13 protein-coding genes are annotated in these 18,523 nt (G+C 43.0%); 10 read left to right on the top strand and 3 right to left on the bottom strand.

What is annotated here, in order from left to right; genetic code table 11:
• The 4 genes from X939_RS0106530 (at nucleotide 1) to X939_RS0106515 (ending at nucleotide 4,425) form a co-directional block, all read left to right on the top strand.
• Entirely contained in the window at nucleotides 1–1,470 is a 1,470-nt protein-coding gene (locus tag X939_RS0106530; protein WP_025762463.1) for an MBOAT family O-acyltransferase, read from the top strand.
• A gap of 88 nt (nucleotides 1,471–1,558) precedes the next feature.
• Nucleotides 1,559–1,939 carry a co-chaperone GroES gene (locus X939_RS0106525; protein WP_025762462.1) on the top strand — a complete coding sequence of 127 codons (381 nt, stop codon included), beginning with the start codon at nucleotides 1,559–1,561 and terminating at the stop codon, nucleotides 1,937–1,939.
• A gap of 40 nt (nucleotides 1,940–1,979) precedes the next feature.
• Nucleotides 1,980–3,002 carry an aldo/keto reductase gene (locus tag X939_RS0106520; RefSeq protein WP_025762461.1) on the top strand — a complete coding sequence of 341 codons (1,023 nt, stop codon included), beginning with the start codon at nucleotides 1,980–1,982 and terminating at the stop codon, nucleotides 3,000–3,002.
• A 100-nt stretch (nucleotides 3,003–3,102) separates the two neighbouring features.
• Nucleotides 3,103–4,425: a DEAD/DEAH box helicase gene (locus X939_RS0106515; protein ID WP_025762460.1), complete on the top strand. Its 1,323-nt coding sequence runs from the start codon at nucleotides 3,103–3,105 to the stop codon at nucleotides 4,423–4,425.
• 68 nt (nucleotides 4,426–4,493) lie between these two features.
• Here the strand turns inward: X939_RS0106515 and X939_RS0106510 are convergent, their stop codons facing one another.
• On the bottom strand, nucleotides 4,494–4,685 hold the full coding sequence (locus X939_RS0106510) for a cold-shock protein (RefSeq protein WP_025762459.1): 192 nt from the start codon (nucleotides 4,683–4,685) through the stop codon (nucleotides 4,494–4,496).
• A gap of 254 nt (nucleotides 4,686–4,939) precedes the next feature.
• On the opposite strand from X939_RS0106510, the gene X939_RS0106505 reads away from it, so the two are divergent.
• From X939_RS0106505 to X939_RS0106480, 5 genes are all read left to right on the top strand, one after another.
• Nucleotides 4,940–5,905, top strand: coding sequence for a YheT family hydrolase (locus tag X939_RS0106505; protein WP_025762458.1), 966 nt, complete (start codon nucleotides 4,940–4,942; stop codon nucleotides 5,903–5,905).
• Nucleotides 5,906–6,113: 208 nt separating this feature from the next.
• A complete protein-coding gene (locus X939_RS0106500) occupies nucleotides 6,114–8,534 on the top strand; it encodes a TonB-dependent receptor (RefSeq protein WP_025762457.1) in 2,421 nt (806 codons plus the stop codon).
• A gap of 54 nt (nucleotides 8,535–8,588) precedes the next feature.
• A complete protein-coding gene (locus tag X939_RS0106495) occupies nucleotides 8,589–9,737 on the top strand; it encodes a PepSY-associated TM helix domain-containing protein (RefSeq protein ID WP_025762456.1) in 1,149 nt (382 codons plus the stop codon).
• A 439-nt stretch (nucleotides 9,738–10,176) separates the two neighbouring features.
• Nucleotides 10,177–12,081, top strand: a complete 1,905-nt coding sequence (gene serA / locus X939_RS0106485; RefSeq protein ID WP_025762454.1) for a phosphoglycerate dehydrogenase — start codon at nucleotides 10,177–10,179, stop codon at nucleotides 12,079–12,081.
• A 114-nt stretch (nucleotides 12,082–12,195) separates the two neighbouring features.
• Entirely contained in the window at nucleotides 12,196–13,269 is a 1,074-nt protein-coding gene (locus X939_RS0106480; protein ID WP_025762453.1) for an aminotransferase class V-fold PLP-dependent enzyme, read from the top strand.
• Nucleotides 13,270–13,315: 46 nt separating this feature from the next.
• Here X939_RS0106480 and X939_RS0106475 read toward each other — a convergent pair whose 3' ends face one another.
• The gene (locus X939_RS0106475; RefSeq protein ID WP_025762452.1) at nucleotides 13,316–15,247 is read right to left on the bottom strand and encodes a glycoside hydrolase family 97 protein; all 1,932 of its coding nucleotides are present in this window, start codon (nucleotides 15,245–15,247) and stop codon (nucleotides 13,316–13,318) included.
• A 7-nt stretch (nucleotides 15,248–15,254) separates the two neighbouring features.
• Nucleotides 15,255–16,664 carry a sulfatase gene (locus X939_RS0106470; RefSeq protein WP_044198721.1) on the bottom strand — a complete coding sequence of 470 codons (1,410 nt, stop codon included), beginning with the start codon at nucleotides 16,662–16,664 and terminating at the stop codon, nucleotides 15,255–15,257.
• 377 nt (nucleotides 16,665–17,041) lie between these two features.
• Between X939_RS0106470 and X939_RS0106460 the strand changes: the two genes are divergently transcribed.
• Nucleotides 17,042–18,493, top strand: a complete 1,452-nt coding sequence (locus X939_RS0106460; RefSeq protein WP_025762449.1) for a Gfo/Idh/MocA family protein — start codon at nucleotides 17,042–17,044, stop codon at nucleotides 18,491–18,493.
• Nucleotides 18,494–18,523 lie beyond the last annotated feature (30 nt).

Genomic DNA, 18,523 nt, shown 5'->3' with positions numbered 1-18,523 from the left:
ATGCTATTTAATTCCATTCAATTCCTAATTTTTTTCATTGTAGTAACTCTGGCTTATTTCAGCCTGTCGTGGCGGGGACGGTGGTTTCTGTTGCTGGCTGCCAGCTGCTATTTTTACATGGTTTTCAAGCCGGTGTTCATTCTCATCCTGTTTGGTACTATTGTAATCGACTATTATGCGGGAATCTGGATAGGTCAGGCCCAAACAAAATCCAGCAAGAAGCTCTTACTGGTCCTAAGTTTGATTTCCAATATTGGGATCTTAGCGTTTTTTAAATACTATGATTTTCTAGGCGATTCTTTCAACTCTATATTTAATGCTGCAGGGCTAAGAAGCTATGTTCCACCACTCACTGGGTTGGTCCCTCAGGCACTGGCTCAATGGATGGTCGACGGAGCGGGGAGGGTCATCTTGCCCATAGGTTTGTCTTTTCATACCTTCCAGGCAATGAGCTATACCATTGAGGTATATCGTGGAAATCAGAAACCTGAACGTCATTTTGGGATATATGCCTTATATGTGATGTTTTACCCTCAACTTGTCGCCGGGCCCATTGAGCGTCCGCAGAATATGCTGTTCCAATTTCACAGCTATTTTAAGTTCGATTGGCAGCAGGCCAAGGAAGGACTTATGCAGATGGCCTTCGGACTATTTAAAAAATTAGTAATTGCCGATCGGCTTGCCGAGGTGGTCAACCATGTTTACGATAATCCAGCCGATCAGAATGGCCTCTCACTGGTAGTGGCCACTCTGTTTTTTGCATTTCAAATTTATTGCGACTTTTCGGGTTATTCCGATATTGCTATTGGAGCTGCTAGGGTAATGGGTTTTACCCTTATGGAAAATTTCCGATCACCCTATGAATCCGCATCCATTTCTGAATTTTGGGGTCGGTGGCATATTTCCCTATCAACCTGGTTTCGCGACTATGTCTATATCCCACTAGGAGGCAATCGGAACGGAGAATTTGTGAAGTATCGAAATCAATTTATTGTTTTCCTCATCAGCGGTCTCTGGCATGGAGCTAGTTGGAATTATGTCATTTGGGGAGGCCTGCACGGAACCTATCAGGTGGGGGCTGCACTACGTCAGAAATGGATGAAAAATGCCGGAATTTCCCTCCCCCAAAATAGATTTACACACTTTCTGGGAATACTGTTTACCTTTTTCTTGGTAACCATAGCATGGGTATTCTTTCGGAATCATATGGCTCCCGTTAGCAGATCATTTACGATTCTTCATAAAATGGCTACCCTGTCATGGTCCGATACCATTCATACCCCCTTCAATGGCATTGAGATGTGGTTTTGTGTATTTCTGATCGCTTTCCTTATGGTTAAAGAGCACTTTTATCAACGCATTCCCACAAGAAATACCTGGCAATTTTTTACACTATTTTTTCTAATTACTTTTCTGACCTATTTCTTAGGCGTGGTTACCGATAATCAGTTCATCTATTTCCAGTTCTAGCAGTTCCGGTGAACAGTTTTACTGCCACACGCTGTTATACAGGTCTTGAATCGTTTACTAAAATATCTACAGTTTTAAATTTAATTTTATGTACGAAGTTACATCAGATAATCGATTGCGCAGTCTTATCGTAGTGGGCGACCGTGTTTTGGTGCGTCCTAAAAATCCCGACGAAAGAACAAGGAGTGGTCTATACCTTCCTGCTACTATCACCGAGAAGGAGCAAGTGCAGAGTGGGTATGTCATCAAGGTTGGGCCCGGCTTTCCCATTCCTTCCGCAGCAGAGGAAGAACCGTGGAAGGAGACAGAGGAGAAAATTAAATATATGCCCCTGCAGGCGAAGGAGGGAGATTTAGCGATTTATTTGCAGAGGAATGCCGTTGAATTAGAATATGACGGTCAAAAGTATGTGATCGTACCACAGTCTTCAATATTATTGCTGGAAAGATCAGAAGATCTGTTTGAATAGGCTTTGTTAATCCAGTTTTCATTACCTTAATCTGTAGTTTATGGAGTACAAATTTTTAGGAAATACGGGTGTACTGGTGTCCGAGCTATGCTTTGGCACCATGACTTTCGGAGGAGATGGCTATTGGGAAGCCATCGGAAAATTGCAGCAGCAGGATGCTACCAATTTGGTAAAGCTGGCCTGGGATCATGGAATTAACTTTTATGATACAGCGAATATTTACTCTTATGGACAGTCGGAAATTATGCTCGGGCGCGCTCTTAAGGATCTGGGTGTTTCGCGAAATGAAGTAATTATTGCCTCCAAAGCCAGGGGCAGGATGTCGGCTGGGCCAAATCGGATAGGCTTGTCTCGACTGCATCTGATGGACTCCGTAAACGAAAGTTTAAAGCGGTTGGAGACCGAGCATATTGATCTTTTCTACATTCATGGAGTAGACGCTTATACGTCTTTAGAAGAGACTATGCGGGGTTTGGAAGATATTGTGCGTTCGGGTAAGGTTCGATACTTGGGAATAAGCAACCATGCCGCCTGGCAAATTATGAAAGCCAATGGCATAGCCGAGAAGAATGGTTGGACAAAATTTGTAGCCTGTCAGCATTATTATTCTATCGGAGGCCGCGATCTGGAAAGGGAGCTTATTCCAATGATGACAGATCAGAATTTGGCATTGATGCCATGGAGCCCATTAGCTGGCGGATTCTTGTCGGGTAAATATACCCGGGGGACTGCAAGTTCTGGTGATAATCGTCGTGACCAGTTCGATTTTCCTCCTGTAAATAAAGAACGTGCTTATGACATTGTAGAGGTGATGGAACCGATAGCGGAGGCGCATGGCGTATCTGTTGCCCGGGTGGCCCTGGCATGGGTGTTACATCAAAAGCCGGTAACAAGTCTGATTATTGGGGCTAAGCGGCCCGACCAGCTTCTGGATAATATTGCTGCAACTGAACTAAAATTGTCGGCCGAAGATTTAGAAATACTGGATAAGGTAAGTGCTTTGGAAACAGAATATCCCACTTGGATGTTTGCTAGGCAAGGCCGTGACCGACTTCCTCAATAAAGGACTATTTTCCCAAAGCGGCGAAAGAGTTGTATACTTCTTTCGCCGCTTTTTTCGATAAGTAATAGCTACATCCTTCCTTAGCACTTACCTTTGTGCTATGTCAGAACAGAATTTTATCAGCAGTAGTTTAAAGGCACTGGGAATAGAGGCCTTAAATTCTATGCAAATACAAGCCTTAGAGGCTATTAGCGAAAATCCCGAGATACGCCTGTTATCCCCCACAGGGTCTGGCAAGACGCTTGCGTTCCTGCTACCCTTGCTTCCCCTATTGAATCCTGAAGTAGACCAGGTGCAGTGCATGATTATTGTTCCTTCACGAGAACTGGCCTTGCAAATTGAGCAGGTATGGCGTAATATGCAGACAGGCTATAAGGTGACCTGCTGCTATGGTGGGCATGATATGCAAACAGAAATCCGAAGTCTTAGTCAGCCTCCTGCTCTGCTTATTGGTACGCCAGGTCGTATACTTGACCATATGCATCGGCAAACCTTTTCTACGAGAAGTATTCTAACTTTAGTGCTCGATGAGTTTGACAAATCCCTGGAGATGGGATTCCAGGATGAGATGACTGAAATTGTTAGAAATCTGCGTAATGTCAAAAAGAAGATACTAGTTTCTGCTACGGCCGGAGCCAAAGTGCCGTCTTTCGTGGGCTTCAAACGACCTATCGAACTCGATTATATAACTTCCAAGTCGGCGCCAGATGGCCTTACGATTATGCAAGTCGTTGCGGGCACCGATGATAAAATGGATGTTTTAGTTCGCTTGATCAGTTTTTTAGGAGACGAAGCGACGCTTATATTTTGTAACCAGAGAGATACCGTTGAGGAAATCAGCCAGATGCTGGGTAGCAAGGGAATTGCTTGCGGATTTTTTCATGGTAAGCTGGAGCAAGAAGAAAGGGAACGCATGCTGATTCGTTTTCGGAATGGTTCCCTGCGTTTTTTGGCTGCTACCGATTTGGCGGCTCGTGGCCTGGATATTCCGCAAATGAAACATGTTATTCATTATGAACTTCCTATGCGGGCCGATGAGTTTACCCATCGGAACGGGCGTACGGCTCGGATGCAGTCGGAGGGTACGGCTTATGTGCTTCGTCAGGCTCATGAACCCTTACCCGAGTATTTCTCGGCCCAACCACAAATTTTGCGTTTGCCCGCTAGAGTAACAAAACCAGAGTCTGCTGGTTGGACTACGATTTACATTAGCGGTGGCAAGAAAAATAAATTAAATAAAATGGATATTGTGGGTTTCCTTATTCAGAAGGGGAAGTTAGAAAAGCAGGATTTGGGACTGATAGAGGTAAAGGATACCGTATCTTTTGTAGCTGTGCGCACTTCAAAGGTGGAGGGCATGCTGGTGGAAATTGAGGATCAAAAAATGAAAGGGAAACGTTTCAAAATTGAAGTAGCCCGATGAGTAGATCCAAGTCATAAAAAAAGCATCCCGATAAACTTGGGATGCTTCCAAAAATGCTTTGATTAGAATTACATCAAACGTACGTTCACTGCATTCAAACCTTTTCTGCCATTTTCTACGTCGTAAGACACTTTGTCGTTTTCACGAATTTCGTCTTGAAGACCTGAAACGTGTACAAAAATGTCTTTTTCCCCACTTTCTGGTTGGATGAATCCAAATCCTTTGGAATCATTGAAAAATTTTACTGTGCCTTCTGCCATTAGTATTGTTCTTATAAGTATTGAAAATCAAATTTATGGAGATTTTGCGGAAAAACAAGTTTCTTTTCAAAATTGCCTCGTAAAATTTAAATTTCCTTTCCTTTGGGAAACCCTGTGATTATCAGTTAGTTTTGTTTCTTTATTGGTATTATTATAAAATAGTTAATGGTCGGAGATTACCGGTTACATTTTTAGTGCGACCCAAAAATGTATAATCTTAATTTTCATTATCAGGCCTTTTTTTGATTACTTCTATGGACTATTTACCTCCTTATTGGCTTCCCAATGGGCATTTTCAGAGTATTTATCCTTCGTTATTTCGGAAGATTAAGGGTGTGACCTACCATCGGGAAAGGATTAAAACGCCCGATTCTGACTTTCTTGATCTCGATTGGACGCTGGCTCAACCCGAGATAGAAATCTCCAGGCCTCCTCTTATAATCCTATCTCATGGACTCGAAGGCAGCAGCTCTAGCCAATATATGTTAGGGATGTCTAAATATCTGAGTACAGCAGGTTGGGATGTGTGTGCCTGGAACTTTAGAAGCTGTGGAGGAGAGATGAATAGTACCTATCGTTTTTATCATAGTGGAGCCACCGACGACTTAGACTTGGTGGTGGAACATGCTTTGCAGAAGGGTTACCGGCAGATTAGCCTTATGGGTTTTAGCCTAGGAGGGAATCTAACTCTGAAATACCTTGGTGAAAGGGGGAAACGGCTACATCCAGTTCTCCATAAAGCAGTGGTGTTTAGTGCTCCACTGGACCTGAAGGCTTGCAGTCTTGCCATGATCGCTCCACAAAATCGGATTTATATGAACCGCTTTCTTAAGACTTTAAAGCCTAAGGTTTTTATAAAAGCGAGCCGTTTTCCAGATCAAATCGATTTTGGTGCCTATAATCATGTAAAAACACTCTATGATTTTGATCACCTCTTTACGGCGCCCATTCACGGTTTCGAGGGGGCAGACCATTATTACGCCAGTTGTAGCTCTATGCATTTCGTTGATGAAATTGCCATACCTACACTGATCATTAATGCAAAAAATGACCCTATCGTCCCCATACATAGCATTCCTATCAAACGAATTGAGGCGAATACTTGTCTTTTTTTCGAAAGTCCCTCTCAAGGTGGGCACTGTGGCTTTCGACCGGCAACGCTGCACAATAATGTATATTGGTCGGAGTATAGAGCCAAGGTGTTTTTAAGTAGCACATGATATATTGCTGGGCTGATTCCCTTTTCTGGCCAGAGTCCCTTATTATTTAGGCTGCTCCTCGCTACTGAAGTCCTGCCCGAGGTCTTGAAAATAAAGTCCGGGACTATTTAGAATAGATTAAGAATAATTCTAAATAGTCTTGGAGGAGATTATTGGATATCTTACATTTGCTGCTGATCCTTATATGTAATCAGTCCAAATTAAATCAATGAAATACTTTCTATTATTTTTTATACTTCTTCAGTCTCCACTGAAGGCCTTAAGCCAGTCAGGTCCTATTCGCGGACTCATTACCGATCAGAATCAAGCAGGGCTTCCAGGAGTCAATGTCCGGGTTGACAATAGCAATACAGTAGTCCACACTGATGAAAAGGGCTATTTTACCCTCAGCAATCTAAAAATTGGGACGATTCAGCTTACGATAACTTCGGTAGGGTTCAAAACCAGGGAAATTGCTGTAGATATACGAGATGGAGTAACCAACTTGCCTCCTATCATCCTGTTCGAAGGAGAAGAAATATTAAGAGAGGTGACTATAGAAGGGGAAAGAACCAATAAATTTTCTAGAAATAAAACGGCTTATGTGTCAAAACTTCCCTTAAAGGATTTTGAAAACACGCAGGTATACAGCACGATTACCAACTATTTACTGCAATCACAGATTGTAACAAATTTCGATGATGCCTTGAAAAATGCAGCAGGAGTGGATAATCTATGGACCTCGACGGGAAGGGGTGGGGACGGAGCCGGATATTTTACACTTAGAGGCTTTTCTGTTCAACCCAAACTGGTGAATGGACTTCCGGGGCTAACCAACGGGACAATTAATGCAGCCAATATTGAAAGAATTGAGGTTTTGAAAGGACCCTCGGCCACCTTGTTTGGGAATGCTGTAAGCTCCTATGGAGGACTTATTAATGTGGTTACCAAAAAGCCCTATGTGGGGACTGGTGGTGAATTGTCGTTTACTACGGGTTCGTTCGGACTGAATCAGATCACTGCCGATGTCAATACAGCACTGAGTAAGGAGAACAATCTATATTTTCGTTTGAATACCTCTTATTCTACCGAACAAAGCTTTCAGGATGCAGGTTTTAGAAAGTCTTTCTTTGTAGCTCCTTCACTATCCTATAAGGTCAATAATGAACTGTCCTTCTCCTTTTATGGGGAAATTACTCAAGCGGAGCAGACCAACCCTATGTTTTTGTTTCTCAACAGGAGCGCTCCTACAAAATCCAAGAATATGGAGGAGCTTGGCTATAATAACAAGCTATCGTTCACCAGCAACGATCTTACGCTGAAGAATCCTACCCAGAATTATCGTGTAGAGATGGATTATAAACTGTCGGATCAGTGGCAGTCCCAAACACTGGTGTCCACCAGCAGTACTTCGACAAGGGGGCATTATTCCTATTTGTTTGATTTAGGGGTCTTAGGCAACGACACATTTTCCCGGTTTATAAGCAAGCAGAATGCTAGCACGCAAACCGCAGATATTCAGCAGAATTTTATAGGAGATTTTAAGGTTGGTGCTTTACGAAACCGGATTGTTATAGGGTTAGATTATTTCACTGCAACTTCGACAAGCAATAACAGTGGTTATGTTTTTTATGGCAATGTAACCCCTGAGGGAGGGGTAAGTGGTGATAGCCCATACACAGCAGAGGTCGAGGACAAAAAGTATCCCCTGTCGGCCGCGGCCGTAGATGCTGCTCTTGCTAATGCTGCAGTGGGCAATGACAAAACAAGGTATCAAATATATAGTGCCTATGCTTCCGATGTGTTAAATCTGACCAGCCAGTTGTCGGCTATGGTGGGTATTCGCCTAGACCATTTCGACAATGCGGGTACTGTGGTGGACTCGGAAGACGGATTTAAACAAACAACCCTTTCACCCAAGTTTGGTCTTTTATACCAGCCTGTTGCCAATAAAATGTCTGTTTTCGCCAATTATCAAAATGGCTTTACCAACGTGGCTCCATCCCTGGTAGGTAATCCGGAAGAAGGTCCCCAGAGCTTTAAATCCTTTAGACCAGAGCAAGCTAACCAGATTGAATTTGGCGTAAAAACTAATTTTTTCAATAATAAATTAAATGCCACGATCAGTTATTATGATATCCGGGTAAAGAACCGGGTGATGATTGACCCTGCTTCTCCTTTCAATAAAATTCAGGGAGGTCAAGTTTATAGCAAAGGCTTTGAGGTAGAGCTGAATGCCAATCCTATAGCAGGATTGAATCTTCGGGCAGGTTTTAGTAATAACGATAGCGAAACCACCAAATCGGATAATACAGAGGTGCTGGGCAGGCGGCCTCTGGATGCAGGTGCCAAAACACTTTATAATTTTTGGGCGAATTATGAAGTGCCTCAGGGGAAATTGCATGGGTTTGGGCTAGGCCTAGGTTTCAATGGTGCCAGTGAGCGGTTCGCTATTAATTATGCCTCTACCGGTGAATTTATCCTGCCTGCATATACCATCGCCAACGCTTCTCTTTTTTACCAGGCCGAACATTTTAGGATTGGTTTCAAACTCAATAACGCATTTAATAAAACCTATTATAAGGGCTGGTCCACCATTGCTCCCCAGGCACCAAGGGCGGTTCTTGCCAATTTTACCTATAATTTCTAAATCTTTAACCATTAAACAGCCTGGCTCCCAGGCTGTTTAAATCATATGAAGGGTATGACCAGTAGAAAGCTAATATTAGAGATTCATAAAATCATGGGATTGATTACAGGACTCGTCGTATTTATTGTGGCGATTACTGGTTGTTTTTGGGCCTTTAAAGAGGAGATTGAAGGATTGTATGACGACTATAAGAAGGTGAAACCTATGGATCAGGCTATGCTGACGCCCACTGATGCTCGACGGCTGGCCTTGGAGGTTTTCCCCAATAATTCAGTCCATGGAACGGTCTTTAAGAAAGCCGATGATGCGATTGAAGTGATATTCTATGATAGAACCCCCGAATTTTACCAAAGTATCTTCCTGAACCCTTATTCGGGTCAGGTGATTCGCGTGGATGATCATCTTACTGGATTCTTTCCATTTATTTTGAAAGGTCATATGCGCCTTTGGCTTCCAAGAGAAGTTGGCGAACAAGTTGTGGGCGCCTCGATTCTCATGTTTATCCTTATCATTATTTCGGGGATCTGGCTCTGGGTTCCAAAGCAAAGAAAGACATTGAAGCAACGTTTAAGTTTCAACTGGAAATCTACTACAAATTGGCGTCGTAAGAACTTCGATCTGCATACCGTCATTGGGATTTATGTATGTGTTTTTGCTCTAATTCTGGCATTTACCGGAGCCATGATAAGTTATAACTGGCTCAAATATGTAGTGTATAAGGGTACCGGTGGTGAAAAGGAGGCCAAATTTATAATACCTGAAAATATCAGCAAGGAAGAAAATCAAATAGCCGGAAAGGCCCCCATGGACTTCCTTATTGCCCGCCTTCAAAAGGAATCTCCAGATGCGAAGGCCTATGAACTTCATTATCCTACCAGTAAAGAGGAAAGCATTTATGTAGAAATCAGTAATAGTGAAGGCTTGTATTATGATGCAGATTTTAGATTTTTCGATCAGAATACGCTGGAAGAGCTAGAAACCACCGGGATTTATGGGAAATATGCCAATGCCAAAATTCCAGATAAGATACTTCGTATGAATTACGATATTCATATAGGGGCCATAGGTGGAATTGCAGGAAAGATCATAGCATTTTTGTGCAGTCTTACCATCGCTTCTCTCCCCATTACAGGTGTATTTCTTTGGTTTGGAAGGAAGTTTAAAAAGAAATCACCCCGACTTATTCTCGAGGAGGTTAGCTGAAACAGCCAAATCTGCATCATGGATTTTACAGCCTTCGATGCTGGCTCATTTATTGAGGATAGGAGTACCCGTGTGAGCGGGTTTTCTATTTTAGGCCCATACCCTTAAATGAAGCCTGCTGAACTAGTCTCGCTGGCATCACCTGTTCATCTGAGGCCGGCTAGGGTCGAAACAGCCAAAGGTAGGAATTTAATTATAAGAAACATTCAAAGTGTTCAGGGCCCTGGAAGGGCCTCTGGTAAGTTATTACCTCTTTATTATCTGAGGGAGGAGACATTAAATGTTAATTTCACAATTAATTAAAACGGAACCTTTGCGATTTTTGTTAGGGGGATAAGAATCAGATTTGTAATTTTGTCGCCTGATTGATGAAATACAGTATTCTTACGATCGGATTCTTTAAATTAAGCTAGCAATTAATTCCGTTATCTACCGATTCATGTCCACATTAACGCTTACGTCTCCGTACATTATTATTGATTTCGACAGCACTTTCACCAAAGTGGAAGGCTTAGACGAACTAGCCGCCATAGCTTTAGCGAATCATCCCCAAAAGGATGAGGTAGTGGGGCAAATCCGTGATTTGACCGACAAAGGAATGAACGGCGAAATGTCGTTTGCCGAGGGGTTGCGACAAAGAATAGCTTTGCTTAGCGCTAACCGTTCCCACATCGAAGAATTAGTTGCCTATTTGAGAGGTCAGGTGTCCGATTCGTTTTTGCGCAATAGGCAATTTCTTACCGAACATGCCGACACGATATATATTGTTTCAAGTGGGTTTAAGGAGTTTATCGTACCTGTAGCAACGGAATTAGGCATTCATGCAGATCATGTTTATGCCAATGAATTTCTGTTTGACGAAGAGGGTAATATTACGGGAGTTGATACCAACAACGTTTTGTCCACCGATGGAGGCAAAATAAAATTACTTGAAAATCTGAAACTGGATGGAGAGGTCTATGTCATTGGGGATGGATACACCGATTACCAGATGAAGGAATCAGGTTTGGCTCAACGTTTTTATGCCTTTACAGAAAATGTTGAAAGGGATAAGGTAACTGCAGTAGCCGATCATATTGCCACGTCGCTTGATGACTTTTTGTTTGATAACAAATTGATGAGAAGTCAGTCCTTTCCTAAGAGTCGCATCAAAGTTCTATTATTAGAAAATGTACACCCAGCAGCTTTAAGAGCCTTCGAACAGGAAGGGTTCAATGTAGAGTTCGTAAAAGGAGCGATGGATGAGGATGAACTTTGTGAGCGTATAAAAGATGTATCCATTATTGGGATACGTTCCAAAACGAATATCACCAAGAAGGTTTTAGAGAATGCTCCCAAGCTGATGGCTATAGGTGCCTTTTGTATCGGAACCAATCAGATAGATCTGGAAGAGGCTGCAAAACGGGGCGTAGCCGTATTTAATGCTCCCTATAGTAATACCCGTTCTGTAGTAGAGCTGGCCATTGGTGAAATGATCTTGTTAATACGTAATATCGTTCCCAAGAGCAATCAGATGCATCTCGGGAAATGGGATAAGTCGGCCAATGGAAGTTTCGAGGTTAGAGGGAAGAAGCTGGGTATGGTTGGCTACGGAAGCATAGGTACTCAACTTTCCGTAGTAGCTGAGGCTTTAGGCATGGAAGTGTATTTCTATGATGAAGTCGAAAAACTTTCATTGGGCAATGCACGCAAGGTTAACTCCCTGGACGAGTTATTAAGCATTTCCGATGTGATAAGTCTTCATGTAGATGGGCGAAAGGAGAATACCAATATCATTGGTAAGCGTGAATTTGACCTCATGAAGGATGGTGTAATCTTTATGAACTTGTCTCGGGGGCATGTAGTGGATATCGCAGCGCTTGCAGATGCCGTTAAATCAGGCAAAGTTGCTGGCGCTGGAGTGGATGTTTTTCCCAAAGAACCAAAAACCAATAAGGAGGCCTTTGAAAGCGAATTAATAGGTCTGCCTAATGTGATTTTGACACCACATATTGGGGGTAGTACGGAAGAAGCTCAGGAAAATATCGGTCATTTTGTGCCAGCCAAGCTATTAGAATTTATGAATAACGGAAGTTCTTATGGTAGTGTCAACTTCCCTGAGGTTCAACTTCCGAAACTGAAGGATTCTCACAGGATGTTACATATTCATGCCAATGTTCCGGGCGTATTGGCGAAACTGAATCAGATTTTTGCCGATAATAACGTGAATGTGAACGGTCAGTATTTGAAAACTAACGAACATATCGGATACGTAATTGTGGATATTTCCAAGGAATATACCGAAGAGTTTATCCAGTCGCTTAAAGAAATAGAAGGAACGATCCGGTTCCGCATGCTTTACTAGGATACGACCTGGTTGAGCTGCAGAGGTTTGATTATTGGGCATATCCTAAATGATCAAACCTTTTGCTTTTTATAAGATGTTTTTTAAATTCACTCCACTTTTTTAATACTATTTATGTCACTTATTTACTTTACGCCTGGCCCCGCACAACTGTACCCAAGTTTCGAATCCCATGTAAAGGATTTCGTAGACCAGCAGTTAGGGTCAATTTCTCATCGTAGTGCTCAGTATCGGGCCATACATCAGTTTACCGTAGAGCAATTGCGTGCATTACTGCAGGTCCCCGACACTCATCAGATTTTATTTCTCGGCTCCGCCTCCGAAATCTGGGAACGTATCGTCTTCAGTTGTGTAGAGCTCGAGAGTTTTCATTTAGTAAATGGTTCCTTTTCCTTGAAATTTGCCGACTACGCACATGCCTTAAATAAATATGCCCACAAATACGAAAAACCCATGGGGCAGGGGTTTGTTGCTTCCGAAATAGTGGTACCTGAATATGCAGAGCTGATAGGCGTAACACATAATGAAACCAGTTCGGGGGTACAGATGCCTGTAAATGAAATTCATAAATTAAAGACTGGCAATCCAAATAAATTTATGGCAGTGGATATGGTTTCGTCGGCCCCATATCCTGAATTAGATTATAGCCTGATTGAAAATGCCTTCTTTTCTGTACAGAAGGCATTTGGACTTCCCGCGGGCTTGGGAGTGTGGATCGTGAGTGAAAAGTGCTTGGAAAGAGCGCAGCAAATTAAGAATACCTTTAGCATAGGAGCCCATAACGACCTGCCTACGTTATGGAAAAATGCCCTAAATCATGAAACCCCGGCCACGCCAAATGTAATGGGAATCTATCTTCTAGGAAAGGTAGCGCAGGAAATGAATGGTATTGGGGTGAACAATATCAGGAAGGAAACTGAAGCGAAGGCACAAAAGCTTTATAAGTTCATAGAAAAATATCAAGGCCTTTCCCCCTTTGTAAAAGAGAAAAAATTTCAGTCCCAAACTGTCGTAGTCGCCAATACAGAAGGTGCTTCTTCGGACTTGATTAAAGCATTGAAAGCTAAAAATATGATAGTAGGCAGTGGGTACGGAAAATTCAAGGACTCTCAGATCCGTATTGCCAATTTCCCTGCCACTTCCATGGAGCAGGTCGATCAGCTTATAGAGGCCATAACAGCCTTATAATAGGCTTTCCTCCCTTAAATTAAGCGCAGGGTAAGAGTCCTTGCGCTTAATTTTTTGGTCTGATCCACATGCAATGACCGCCTCCCGGCGCCAAAACGGCTTCTACTACCTCACCACGACGGAGCGACCCACGCCTGATCTGATAGGCTTCAGGGTTTGTTTTACAATGCGTTTCTGGGCTGTCTTCATAATAGGTGACTTCATAATTCGTGCCGGGCTCCAGAAAGTCCATGGGTATCTTTAACTTACCTCCTTTTTGGTTAATGGCACTTCCGATAAACCATTCTTTGCCGTGTCTTCGTGCGGTGGTGATATGGGAATCCAGATCTGCATTTAGAATTTTTGTCTCATCCCAGCGACCCACGGGTTGTTTCTGGATAAATTCGAATAGATCCTTCTTGGCTGCGTAGGCTTCGGGTGCATCCGGAATGCAGACCAACCCACTAAATATAATGAGAGTACGAGCCGCTTCGGAAGCGACGGTAGAATAATAAGAACCTACTTGTTTAGGTCCTTTTTCTCTGATGCCTTTATTAATTCCAATCAGATCGAAATTGCCGTTATTCATGTCTAATGGTCCGGTAATAGCATTAATCAAAGCCATTTTGATAAAGGATTCCGGAGTAAAAGCTCTCCTGGAGTCTTGCTGGCCATGACAGTATTCTCGGGTGATAGCATTGGGAAATGTACGGCTGATACCCGTATACGGAACCGGACTGTCATGGAAGTCTATTAATAATTTATTCTCTGCGCTCTGGATGACGGCCTTTTTGGTGAACGGCACATTATTACCCATGAATCCATATTTTATCCCCTTCATCCCTAGAGAATGATAATAGGGGAAAAGAGCCGAATCGCCATATACTCCCTGTCGGTTATCGTAATACAAGATAAGTTCAACCTTTTTTTTCTGAGCATAGGTAATCACACGTTGCAAGTCCAATCGTTCGGAATGCTCAAAATGCCCCGCTGTTACCTTATTATACCAGGCATCGTCAATCAGAAAATATTCAATACCATTGTCTGAAGCAAAGTCGATGAAACGTAGGTAGCTTTCTGTATTAATTCCGTAGGTGAAGCCATCCGGAGCTTTATAGCCATGAACCCGCCAGTCCCATAAGGTTTTCCCAGGTCTGACCCAGTCAGAATTTTCTAGTTGGTTGGGTGTAGCCAGGTTTTGGGTCACGGTGTTAACTACCAAATCTCCAGGCTTTTTGCCTAATAATATGACCCGCCAGGGCGAAGTAAAGGTCTGATGGGAAAGAGACGCCTGATTACGTGAGATGATCGTGTTTGTGGGGCCATAGGTGTCCAAACGCATGGCTGCCATTCCTTCTGATGCATATAGATCGGATTCCAGTAAAGCCAGATAAATACTTTCTTTTGTTTGAACTACCAGCGGAACCTGAAGATTCCTATTTTTGCCATTTGTGGTCAAATTGTGTAGCGACTGGTCCAGTTCGTTATAAGTGACCGGTCCTAATGGTTCGTCTTCGCGGTTGGGAGCATAGTAGCGGTTGCCCTCCGGTAATGTCGCCGTGAAGATTAACTCGGATGCTGCAGGCTTTTGACCTTCTTCCAGAACAAAACGAAATGCCACTCCCTCATTATAAACCCGGGCCATGAGCTTACCCTTCGCTGGTGGGGCCTCAAAGCTGATGGTTAACTGTTGATACTGATCTCGAATCTGGCTGAACTGACCCCAAACTGGCGCCCAATGTTGGTCCTGACTTATTCTATGCGTCTTAATTTCTTTCAGCTGTGCATCTTTTAGAAAAGAAATTACAGAAGGGTTAATCATCTTTTTACCCCAGGCATGAACGGAATACTGAAATTCTCCGTCTACCATTTGAATATTTAGGGAGATCTGCCCATCGGGAGATTTGACTTGATAGGGGCTGGGAGCTGCCAAGACTTGGAAAGGGAGAATCACCACCGTAACCAGCCATGACCATAGATATTTTTTTGTTAGCTTCATTTTTTTATCACTTGACTACTTGGTTGTTCAGATTAGGTTCAGGGAGTTCAGCGGAAACCTGTTGTTGCCATTTTTCCAGTTTAGACAAAAGATTTTTCGCCCGCCGAGGAAATTTTTCGGCGAGGTTAATAGATTCATTTATATCTGTCCTTAAATTAAAAAGGTGTATGACTTCCGACTCAAATTCCTTAATCAGTTTCCAGTCACCTTCCCGGATTGCGGCCGCCATGGCGAGCTCGGTATCCTTCCTATGATGTGGGAAATGCCAATATAGCGCCCGATTTTGTGTCTTTTCTTTTCCACTTAAAAGGGGCCATAGACTCTGCCCTTCCAGATAGGGTGGGCGGGGGGCTCGGACAGTAGCCACCTGCATAATGGTCGGGAAAAAGTCTACCGTAGTGACAGGAACCTCTGATATTCTACCTTTTGGGATATGTCCGGGCCAGGAAATGATCAGGGGGACGCGTATCCCTCCTTCAAACAATGAACCTTTATTATTTCGTAAGGGAGGATTACCCCAAAGTCCTCCATTATCTGAATAAAAAATTACCATGGTATTTTCTTTCAAGTGAAGCTTTTCTAATGCATGAAGTACCTTTCCAACATTTTGGTCCAGTTTATCGATCATGGCGTAATATTTATTCCCCGAAAATTTATTCAGGTTTTCTTCAGGGGCTTGTAAGGGGGTGTGGACCGTATAGGTGGCTAGATTAAGAAAAAAAGGCCGATCTTTGTTTTGGGTAATAAAATTAACCGCTTCATCACCAAGTCGATCCGTCAAATATTCACCTGCTTCGCCGTCCGGTAACGTGCCATTTTTGAAAGGAGAAAAATAGCTTCTAGGCTGTCCATAAGAGCAACCTCCAATATTAATATCGAACCCCTGCTTATCTGGATGGAAGTCAGCATTCACTATACCATCGGGAGTAGCTTCGGAACCCTCTCCTGCCAAATGCCACTTGCCAATGAATCCCGTAGAATAACCCTCCGCCTTTAATACTTCGGCTATGGTAACCTCAGCCGGTGGCAGATGGTCTAAAAAGAAAGCCTCCTTCATTTTCATTCCAGCATTGAATTTAGCTACATAGGGTTTCATTCCCATTCCCGGAATATGGCAGGTGATTTTTAAAGCGGCTGGAGACTTACCAGTCATCAGACTTGCCCTTGTAGGAGAGCAAACGGGTGCAGCGGCATAGGCATGTGTAAAGACCATCCCATTTCCAGCCAGCCTATCGATATTGGGAGTCAATATTCCCTTTTTCTGCTTCATATAACCTAAATCGGAATAACCCAGATCGTCTACCAGAATAAATACGATATTGGGCTTATTCCCCCGTTCTGATTGTCCCGAGCTTTGATAATTTACAAGACAATAAAAACATAAGAGCAAGAGGAAAGTCTTTATTCTAATTTTCATGATTTCATTCAATCTAGATTCTTTGATTCGTTATACTCCACTTGAAAATAGGGTGAAGCTCCCGCTTTGAGAGGGCTGCGGTGAAAATTTTAATTATTCCGCAAGAAATAGAAAAATGTCCTTTATTAAATCTCAAAATAGGGACGATTTAGTCTCAAAGTGGGTGCCGGAAGGCTTCTACTGCCATGAGATGAGAAATAGTGGTCAGGATTACCGGACCAAGAAGCCTGATTATGGGCAAAACAAACTGACTTTCCGCTATTTTAAACTTTATGTTTTCTTTAAGTTAATAAATTAGATTCGAATAGTACTATTGAGAGGGTTTTGAGTATATCATTTTACATGGCATAATAGAACCAACCCAAACGCTGCAATTCATGGAGGATAAGAAAACTAAACAGATGAGTACTCCTAGTAGGAGAGAATTTCTAAAGGCTTCCGGACTGGCAGCAACATCATTTTTTATAGTGCCCCGACATGTATTAGGAAAGGGGTACATCGCACCGAGCGATAAGCTTAATATTGCAGGTATTGGGGTAGGAGGAAAGGGTAGGAGCGATTTAGCAAGCTTTGCAAAGAGTCCGAATGTTAATATTGTGGCACTTTGCGATGTAGATGACCGGCAGGCGGTTACCTCCCGTGAGAATTTTCCGAAAGCAAAATATTACAAAGATTTTCGGGAAATGCTTCAAAAAGAGCACAAGAATATAGATGCCTGTTCTATCTCTACCCCTGATAATACCCATGCCGTAGCCACGTTGGCAGCTATGCAGTTAGGAAAGCATGTTTATACCCAAAAACCATTGACGCACGATATTTATGAGGCGCGTATTTTAGGGCAGGCTGCCAAGAAGTACAAGGTCATAACCCAAATGGGAAATCAGGGTGGATCTGGCAATGGCGTGCGGCGCATGCAGGAAATTTATAACTCAGGAATCATTGGTAAGGTTGACAAAGTGCTCTGCTGGACCAACCGACCGGTATGGCCGCAAGCGATCCCTTCAGATATAGTAGATCCTATTCCCAAAGAACTAGATTTCGATCTATGGCTGGGACCCTCTCCGAAGGTAGGCTATAATAAGTCCTATCACCCTTGGAACTGGCGGGGATGGTGGCCTTATGGCACAGGGGCACTCGGGGACATGGCCTGCCATATCATGGATCCCGTATACAGGATTCTTCCTATCTTGTATCCTAGTTCTGTGGAGTGCAGCGTAGGGGGGACCTGGACATTTACGTTACGGGAGAAAGATAATAATCCCGACTGGACGCCTTTCACCACTTCTATACATCTGGACTATCCCCGCAACGACGGAGAGGGCAATATTAAGGTAAGCTGGTATGATGGAGGAATTTTGCCGGAGCTACCAGAAGAATTGCTGCCGGGAGAAACATTTGGGAATTCCGATGGGGGAGTCCTCTTTATTGGCAGTAAAGGGAAACTGATGGCAGATTGCTATGGTGCTAATCCAAGGTTACTTCCCTTGAAAGAAAATGATATTATAAATGTGCCGGAAACCTTGGCAAGAGTACCCAATGAGGATCACTATTTGCAGTGGGTTAATGCCTGTATAGACGGTTATGGTAAAGGGATTACCAGCTCCCCCTTTGAGTATGCGGCGCCATTTACGGAAAGTATACTTATTGGTAATCTGGCCTTGAGGAGCTGGATGTCCAGAGATAACCCAACTGCCCAAAGAAATGCCGATAAATATATGGGTCGGAAGAAATTATACTGGGACGCGGAAAATATGAAGGTTACCAATTATGATAATGCCAATCAATTTGTAAAAAGGGCATATCGTGAGGGGTGGGAATTGAAATTATAAATATGTATGTGTTAGGTGGTATTTCAAAAG

The sequence above is a fragment of the Dyadobacter tibetensis Y620-1 genome, assembly GCF_000566685.1.
Lineage (GTDB): Bacteria > Bacteroidota > Bacteroidia > Cytophagales > Spirosomataceae > Dyadobacter > Dyadobacter tibetensis.
The sequence above is the reverse complement of the archived record's forward strand: the minus strand, read 5'-3'. Positions and strand labels throughout refer to the sequence as shown.

Bases quoted from the DNA above. Each gene is read 5' to 3' on its own strand.
- X939_RS0106530 (WP_025762463.1), top strand. From the start codon at position 1: ATGCTATTTAATTCCATTCAATTCCTAATTTTTTTCATTGTAGTAACT.
- X939_RS0106525 (WP_025762462.1), top strand. From the start codon at position 1,559: ATGTACGAAGTTACATCAGATAATCGATTGCGCAGTCTTATCGTAGTG.
- X939_RS0106520 (WP_025762461.1), top strand. From the start codon at position 1,980: ATGGAGTACAAATTTTTAGGAAATACGGGTGTACTGGTGTCCGAGCTA.
- X939_RS0106515 (WP_025762460.1), top strand. From the start codon at position 3,103: ATGTCAGAACAGAATTTTATCAGCAGTAGTTTAAAGGCACTGGGAATA.
- X939_RS0106510 (WP_025762459.1), bottom strand. From the start codon at position 4,685: ATGGCAGAAGGCACAGTAAAATTTTTCAATGATTCCAAAGGATTTGGA.
- X939_RS0106505 (WP_025762458.1), top strand. From the start codon at position 4,940: ATGGACTATTTACCTCCTTATTGGCTTCCCAATGGGCATTTTCAGAGT.
- X939_RS0106500 (WP_025762457.1), top strand. From the start codon at position 6,114: ATGAAATACTTTCTATTATTTTTTATACTTCTTCAGTCTCCACTGAAG.
- X939_RS0106495 (WP_025762456.1), top strand. From the start codon at position 8,589: ATGACCAGTAGAAAGCTAATATTAGAGATTCATAAAATCATGGGATTG.
- serA (WP_025762454.1), top strand. From the start codon at position 10,177: ATGTCCACATTAACGCTTACGTCTCCGTACATTATTATTGATTTCGAC.
- X939_RS0106480 (WP_025762453.1), top strand. From the start codon at position 12,196: ATGTCACTTATTTACTTTACGCCTGGCCCCGCACAACTGTACCCAAGT.
- X939_RS0106475 (WP_025762452.1), bottom strand. From the start codon at position 15,247: ATGAAGCTAACAAAAAAATATCTATGGTCATGGCTGGTTACGGTGGTG.
- X939_RS0106470 (WP_044198721.1), bottom strand. From the start codon at position 16,664: ATGAAAATTAGAATAAAGACTTTCCTCTTGCTCTTATGTTTTTATTGT.
- X939_RS0106460 (WP_025762449.1), top strand. From the start codon at position 17,042: ATGGAGGATAAGAAAACTAAACAGATGAGTACTCCTAGTAGGAGAGAA.